Below are 7,248 nucleotides of genomic sequence, written 5' to 3' on the forward strand. Positions count from 1 at the left end.
CGCATTCCGGCATGTCCGGCACCATTTCCAGCAGCATCACCGCTTCATTGAAATGGTTGAGGTAGTCGGTGGCAAGCCCGGTCCGCGGGTTGATGTTGGCCACGCGCAGCCGTTCGGCCCAGGCGGCCGCCTCAGGGCCCGTCTGTACATGCGACCGCGCGGGTTGGGAGGCCGTTGAGCTCATCCGCCGCAGTGTTAACGTTCGGGGTTAAAAGGACCTGAACGGACCCTATATAGGCCCAAAGCATGTGTGGACGCTTCGTCATAACTTCGGCCCCCGCGGCTTTGCGGCAACTGTTCGGCTATGTCGAGCAGCCAAATTTCCCGCCCCGGTACAATGTGGCTCCGACACAACCGATTCCGGTCGTATGGATCGAGAACGGCGCGCGCCATTTCCGCCTGATGCGCTGGGGCCTGCTGCCCGCCTGGGTCAAGGACCCCCGCGGCTTCACGCTCCTGATCAACGCCCGCTCCGAGACTGTGCTGGAGAAGCCCGCTTTCAAGATGGCGATTCGCCGCCGGCGCGGCTTGATCCCGGCCGACGGCTATTACGAATGGAAGTCGGAAGGCGGCCGCAAGCAGCCCTTCTTCATCCACCGCGCCGACGGCGAGCCGCTCGGCTTTGCCGCATTGTTCGAGACCTGGGTCGGGCCGAACGGCGAGGAGCTCGACACGGTCGCGATCGTCACGGCGGCGGCGGGCGAGGACCTCGCCGCGCTGCATGACCGCGTGCCCGTTACCATCAGCCCCCGCGATTTCGAGCGCTGGCTCGATTGCCGCGGCGACGAGGTCGATGCGATCCCGCCGCTGATGAGCCCGCCGCGCGTCGGCGAGTTCGCCTGGCATCCCGTCTCCACCCGCGTCAACCGCGTCGCCAACGACGACGAGCAGCTCGTGTTGCCGATCAGTGCGGAGGAGATGGAGGCGGAGGCAGAGGCGGTGAAGCTGAAGAAGGCGATGCGGAAGGTTGCGGCTGCATCATCGGATGACGGGCAGGGGTCGTTGTTCTAGGCGACGCTGCCACCACTCACTCCGCTGTCGTCTCGGAAAAGCGCGCCCAAAGCGCGCGCCGATCCGGGACCCATAGCCACAGGAAGTAGTTGTGGTGCGCGCTGGCAACCACGAATTTTCGCCAAACACCATCCTATGGTTATGGGTCCCGGATCTGCGCTGGCGCTTGTCCGGGACGACGATTGAGTGTGTGGCTGCCGCCCCTCACACAACCTCTCTTGCCCTTAGCCCCGCGATCTCCACCGCATCAAATCCCAGCTCGCCCAGCACCGCCTGCGTATCCGCGCCCAGCTCCGGCGCCATGCGGTCCAGCCTGCCGCCGCCATGCGCGAGCTTGAAGCCGCTGCCGGCAAAGCGCAGGCGGCCGTACGGCGTGTCCAGCTCCTGAATGGCACCTCGCGCGGCAATCTGCGGATGGTCGATGATCTCCTCGACCTTCCAGATGCTGGCGCAGGGCGCGCCGGCGTCTTCCAGAACCGTCTCCCATTCGCGCGCCGGCCTTGCCGCCAGCGCTTGTTCGATGATGGCGCGAAGCGCGCCCTCGTTCTCGTTGCGCGAAAACCAGTCGACAAAGCGCGGATCGCTCAGCGTGTCCTCGCGGCCGAGCGCCGCCATCAGCGCGCGGTACTGCTTCTCGTTGTTGACGGCGAGCAGGATATGGCCGTCGCCGCATTTGAACAAATTGGCCGTGGTCCTGCGGCTCACCGCCTGGTTGCCCGACAATTGCTGGCGATGGCCGGCCACCGACCAGTCCGCGATCTGTCCGGAGAGAAATGCCAGCGTCGCCTCCAGCATGGAGACGTCGATCAGCTGGCCCTTGCCGGTGCGGTCGCGCTGATACAGCGCGCTGGAGACGCCGAACGCAGCCGTCGCGCCCGAGAGCACGTCGCACACCGCAAAGCCCGCACGGGTCGGCCCGGTCTCGGGGTGGCCCGTGATGGCCATGATGCCCGAGAGCGCCTGCATCTTGCCGTCATAGCCCGGCCGCAAACGATCGGGCCCGGTCTGGCCGAAGCCGGAGACCGCGCAATAGATCAGCCTGGGATTGATCGCTGACAGCGCCCCGTAGCCGATGCCGAGCTTGTCCATCACGCCGGGCCGGAAATTCTCCATGACAATGTCGACCTGCGCCGCAAGCTTCTTCACGATCGTGATCGCCTCCGGCTTCTGCAGATCGAGCGTCAGGCTGCGCTTGTTGCCGTTGACGGCCTGGAAGGCCGGCGCGAGCCCGCGCTCGGCCCATTCGCGGGAGAGCGGCGTGCGGCGCATGTCCTCGCCCTCGCGCCGCTCGACCTTGATGACGTCGGCACCCAGCAGAGCGAGTTGATAGCTCGCATAGGGGCCGGCCAGCACCTGCGTGAAATCCAGGATCTTCACGCCCTCGAACGGTCGCGTCACGCCGCTCTCCCTTGATTCATTGTTGTCGGAGGCGTCAGGCGGCGCGGTTGCCGCGCGCGATCTCCTTCTGCTTGTCGAATTCGGCGCGGCGTCGGGCCAGCTCTTCAGGGCTGAGCTGCGCGACGTTGTTGTAGTCGAGCTTCCAGGAGGCGTCCTCGCTCCAGCGCAGCGGCGACTGCATGGTCGTCTGCGGCCCGCTCGCGGTCTCCAGCAGTTGAAGCGCAAGCTCAAGCGTCTGCGCCTGCGAGGCGACGTCGTGCGGCTTGCCGGCGGAATTGCCGAGCGGGAAATCGCTGAACAGGAACCTGGGAACCGCGGCGTGCTCGATGATGTCCTTGGCGCAGCCCATGATCACGGTCGGAATCCCGTTCCGCTCGAGGTGCCGCGCCACCAGCGCTGTGGTCTGGTGACACACCGGGCAGTTCGGCACCAGCACGGCGACGTCCACCTTGTCGGCCAGGCAGCGCGAGAGAATCTCCGGCGCGTCGGTGTCGAGCGTGACGCGCTGGCTGCGGTTGGTGCGTGCGCCGAAGAACCGCGGCGCGACTTCGCCGATGCGGCCCGCAGCACTCGCCTTCAACAGTTGCGGCAGCGGAAACCAGGTGCCGCTGTCGGTCGCCGTGGTGTGCTTGCGGTCGTAGCCGATATGCGAGATGCGCAGATCGTGCTCCCTGGACGTGTCGCCGTCATAGACCTGGTAGAATTTCGCGCCGCCGTTATACGCCGCGCCGGGCCCCTGATCGCCCTTGGTGGTATCGTAGGGGGCCGCCGTCGTGATGATGGTGACGCGCGACTTCGCCAGCGGCTTCTTCAGCGCCTGGAACGGCGCCTCGGTGTAATGCGCCCAGCGATAGGGCGTGGTGTAGCCGATCGCCGCGTAGTAGTCGCGCGTGCGCTGCATGTAGGGAACGGGGGCATCGTAGTCGGGCGCAAAGCCGAATTCGTCGTCGCGCGGAGCGGACATGGGCGCGTCTCCAGGTTCTTGGTTGGAGTCAGACTAGAGGTAGTCAGGAGAGAGCTCAACCGGGGGAGAGCCGGCGCAGGTCAGAATTGCAGACGAGGATGGAGCGGTGTCTCTTACCCTCCCCTGGAGGGGGAGGGTCGGCTCACATGGAGCGCAGCGAAATGTGAGACGGGGTGGGGTGACGGTCTCTCCACATCCAACAGTGCCCGAGTGGAGGGATCACCCCACCCCGCTCGCGCTGCGCGCGATCGACCTCCCCCTCCAGGGGAGGGTGAAAAGCGTCACCTACCGAAAATATGCAGTGCCACGTATTGCAGCAGCATGATTGCCTTGGCGTCGATGATGCGGCCGTCGGCGATCATCGCCAAGGCCTCGTCGATGGACAGCTCCAGCACCTCGATGTCCTCGCCCTCGTGTTCGAGGCCGCCGCCGTCGCTCACCCGCATCTCGGGCTCATATTCGGCGACGAAGAAATGCAGCTTTTCGGTGATGGCGCCGGGGCTCATGAAGGCCTCGAACACCTTGTGGACGTGGTGCAGGCGATAGCCGGTTTCTTCCTCCGCCTCGGCGCGGATGCGCTCTTCCGGCGAAGCGTTATCCAGCACGCCGGCGGCGGCCTCGATCAGGAGATCGTCATGGCCGCGGATGAAGGCCGGCAGGCGGAACTGGCGCACCAGGATCACGGTGCGCCGCGCGAGATTGTACGGCAGCACGGCGGCGGCGTTGTCGCGCTCATAGGTCTCGCGGTGCTGCGTCTGCCACTCGCCATTGGCGCGCCGGTATTCGAGGGTCGTGTTCTTCAGCGGCGTCCAATTGTTTGAGAGCAGGCGAACGTCCTTGATACGGACACGGTCGGAAATGGTCATGACTCGATCTCAGTTGCTTGGCATGGTGGCGCGGCCGTCGAGCCACTTCTGGAACATCACGGAGGTCGACAGCTCGAAGCCCAGCGCGCCGTAGAACGCATTGGCCTTTGCATTCTCGCGCCGGACCAGGAGCTGCAGCTTGGAAATGCCCGCCGCGCGCAGCCAGTCCTCGGCCGCTGCCATGATTACCCGGCCGAAGCCGCGCTTTTGGCAATCGGGATCAACCGCGACGTAATAGACCCAGCCGCGATGGCCGTCGTGGCCGACCATAATGGTCGCGACGATCGCGCCGCTCTCGCGGCCGACCAGCACGGCGGAATTGTCGCGCCGCCGCGCCAGTGCGATGTCGGCATGCGGATCGTTCCAGGGCCGGGTCAGGCCGCAGCGCTGCCACAGCGCGACGACCTTCTCGACATCGGCATCGGTGACCGCGTCGATCACAAGCGACGCACTCACAGCACCTTCCCCGGATTCATGATGCCGTGCGGATCGAGCATCGCCTTGATGGCGCGCATCAGCTCGATCGCGGTCTTGTCCTTGACCTCCGGCAGCTCGTCGCGCTTGAGCACACCGATGCCGTGCTCGGCCGAGATCGAGCCGCCCATGCGCAGCACGATCTCGAACACCACGGCGTTCACCTCGTGCCAGCGCGCGAGGTAATCGGCGGTGTTGGCGCCGATGGGCTGGCTGACATTGTAGTGCAAATTGCCGTCGCCGAGATGGCCGAATGGCACCGGGCGCGCGCCCGGAATCAGCTTCACGACGGCGGCATCGGCCTCGGCGATGAAGGCGGGCACGGCCGCGACCGGCACGGAGATGTCGTGCTTGATCGAGCCGCCCTCCGGCTTCTGCGCCGCAGACATCTCGTCGCGCAGCTTCCAGAACGCACCGCGCTGGGCGAGGCTCGCCGCGATCACGGCGTCGTCGACGATCTCCTCTTCCAAGGCACGGGCAAGGATCGTCTCCAGCGGCGTGCGGGCGTCATCGCCGGGAGAAGACAATTCCATCAGCACGTACCAGGGATGCTTCTCGCTAAGCGGATCGCGCACGTCGATGCCGTGCCGCACCGAGAAATCCACCGCCATCTCCGACAGCAGCTCGAAGCTCGTCAATGTATTGGCGGCCTCGCCCTGCGCGATCGTGAGCAATTTGAGGGCCGCCGCCGGCGATTTCAGTCCGACGAAGGCCGTCTCGACCGACCGCGGCTTCGGAAACAGTTTCAGGGTCGCCGCCGTGATGATGCCGAGCGTGCCTTCGGCGCCGATGAAGAGGTTGTGCAGATTGTAGCCGGTGTTGTCCTTCTTTAGCTTCGACAGCGTGTTGAGCACGCGGCCGTCGGCGAGCACCACCTCGAGGCCAAGCGCCATCTCGCGCGCCACGCCATAGGCGAGCGCGGCGGTGCCGCCGGCATTGGTGGAGAGATTGCCGCCGATGGTGCAGCTGCCTTCGGCGCCGAGCGAGAGCGGAAACAGCCGGTCGACATCGGACGCCTTCGCTTGCGCGACCTGCAGCACGACGCCGGCCTCACACGTCATGGTGTTGGACGCGGTATCGACCTCGCGGATCTTGTCGAGGCGCCGGAGCGACACCACGACCTCACCATTGTGCGGCGTCTGCCCACCAACGAGCCCGGTGTTGCCGCCCTGCGGCACCAGCGCGATGTTGTGCGCGGACGCGAGCTTGCAGATCGCGGAGACCTCCGCCGTCGAGCCCGGGCGCAACACCAGCGGCGAGCGGCCGTGGAACAGATTGCGCTCCTCGGTGACGTAAGGCGCGATGTCGTTCGCATCGGTGATGGCATGGCGTTCGCCGACGATCTTGCGGAATTGCTCGATCAACTCGGGCGCGAGCGGCGGGATGACAGGCTTGTTGATGTTCATTGTCTCTTCCACTCTTATCGCGCCACCGCGGCCCGCCGCAGCCGGTCGTTGATTGCCTCGCCAAGACCATCGTCCGGTATCGGCATCACCGCGATCGTCCTCGGCGTTGTCGCATCCAGGCTGCGAAGATAGCCGAACAGATTGGCGGCGGCTTCATCGAGATCACCGCCGGGCGACAGATTCATGACGGCTGTGGCGGCCTCCATGCCGGGCAGGCGCTCGGAGCCGAATGCCAGCAGCGCTTCGCCCGGCGCCACTTCGCGCACTTCGAGCCGCACATGGGCGCGCGGCGCGTAATGCGACGCCAGCATGCCCGGCGCCAGCGGCTGGCCATCGTCGTCCCCGGCCTCCACCGGCGGCCGCGCCAGGGGCATGCCGAGCACCGCCTCGATCCGCTCGCGCGACAGCCCACCAGGCCGCAGCAGCATCGGCGCTTCGAAGCAGCCGACGATGGTGGATTCGACGCCGACCGTGACGGGCCCGCCGTCCACGATGAGGTCGATCCGCCCGGCAAGGTCGCTCTCGACATGCGCCGCCAGCGTCGGCGAGACGTGTCCGGAGATATTGGCGGACGGCGCCACCACGGCACCGCCGAATGCGCGCAGGATCGCCTGCGCGACAGGGTGGGCGGGAATGCGGATTGCCACGGTGTCGAGGCCCGCGGTGGCGAGATCCGCCACCGGGCAGCCCTCCGTCTTGGGCACCACCAGCGTCAGCGGCCCTGGCCAGAACGTTTCCGCAAGCTCGAGCGCCCGCGCATCGAACCGCCCGATCCGCCGGGCAGCCGCGATATCCGGCACGTGCGCGATCAGCGGATTGAACGCCGGCCGCCCCTTGGCGGCATAGAGATGGGCAATCGCCGTGGCATTGGCGGCGTCGGCCCCGAGCCCATAGACCGTCTCGGTCGGAAACGCGACCAGCCCGCCGGCCGCAAGTCGCCGGGCGGCGGCCTCCGCGCCGGCGTTGCCGGCCGGCAAAATCAGCGTTTCAAGACCCGTTTTCACAGGGATAAAATTCCTCGGCTCGGCCGCTTGCAGTGGGTCAAACCCGACGCTATAAGCCGCCTTCTTGTCGGAGTGTGGCTCAGCCCGGTAGAGCACTGCGTTCGGGACGCAGGGGTCGCAGGTTC

At 66.4% G+C, this 7,248-nt stretch carries 7 protein-coding genes and 1 pseudogene; 1 reads left to right on the forward strand and 7 read right to left on the reverse strand.

From position 1 onward, the window contains the following. A pseudogene (locus JHD07_RS19070) lies at window positions 1–184 on the reverse strand (hypothetical protein); the annotation flags it as partial. A 62-nt stretch (window positions 185–246) separates the two neighbouring features. Here JHD07_RS19070 and JHD07_RS19075 point away from each other — a divergent pair. Further along, window positions 247–1,011 carry an SOS response-associated peptidase gene (locus JHD07_RS19075; protein ID WP_291624693.1) on the forward strand — a complete coding sequence of 255 codons (765 nt, stop codon included), beginning with the start codon at window positions 247–249 and terminating at the stop codon, window positions 1,009–1,011. A 204-nt stretch (window positions 1,012–1,215) separates the two neighbouring features. On the opposite strand, the gene JHD07_RS19080 is transcribed toward JHD07_RS19075, so the two are convergent. From JHD07_RS19080 to JHD07_RS19105, 6 genes are all read right to left on the reverse strand, one after another. Continuing rightward, on the reverse strand, window positions 1,216–2,409 hold the full coding sequence (locus tag JHD07_RS19080; RefSeq protein ID WP_291624694.1) for a CoA transferase: 1,194 nt from the start codon (window positions 2,407–2,409) through the stop codon (window positions 1,216–1,218). 34 nt (window positions 2,410–2,443) lie between these two features. Next, a complete protein-coding gene (locus JHD07_RS19085) occupies window positions 2,444–3,373 on the reverse strand; it encodes a glycine reductase (RefSeq protein WP_291624695.1) in 930 nt (309 codons plus the stop codon). A 281-nt stretch (window positions 3,374–3,654) separates the two neighbouring features. Then, a complete protein-coding gene (locus JHD07_RS19090) occupies window positions 3,655–4,239 on the reverse strand; it encodes an NUDIX domain-containing protein (RefSeq protein ID WP_291624696.1) in 585 nt (194 codons plus the stop codon). A 9-nt stretch (window positions 4,240–4,248) separates the two neighbouring features. Continuing rightward, window positions 4,249–4,695 (reverse strand): GNAT family acetyltransferase, encoded by a 447-nt coding sequence (locus tag JHD07_RS19095; RefSeq protein WP_291624697.1) that lies wholly within the window; start codon window positions 4,693–4,695, stop codon window positions 4,249–4,251. Next, window positions 4,692–6,119 (reverse strand): FAD-binding oxidoreductase, encoded by a 1,428-nt coding sequence (locus JHD07_RS19100; RefSeq protein ID WP_291624698.1) that lies wholly within the window; start codon window positions 6,117–6,119, stop codon window positions 4,692–4,694. Before JHD07_RS19100 ends, JHD07_RS19095 begins: the two co-directional genes overlap by 4 nt. A 14-nt stretch (window positions 6,120–6,133) precedes the next feature. Further along, on the reverse strand, window positions 6,134–7,123 hold the full coding sequence (locus JHD07_RS19105) for an L-threonylcarbamoyladenylate synthase (RefSeq protein ID WP_291624699.1): 990 nt from the start codon (window positions 7,121–7,123) through the stop codon (window positions 6,134–6,136). Window positions 7,124–7,248 lie beyond the last annotated feature (125 nt).

The organism is Bradyrhizobium sp., from assembly GCF_016462955.1.
Classification (GTDB): Bacteria; Pseudomonadota; Alphaproteobacteria; order Rhizobiales; family Xanthobacteraceae; genus Bradyrhizobium.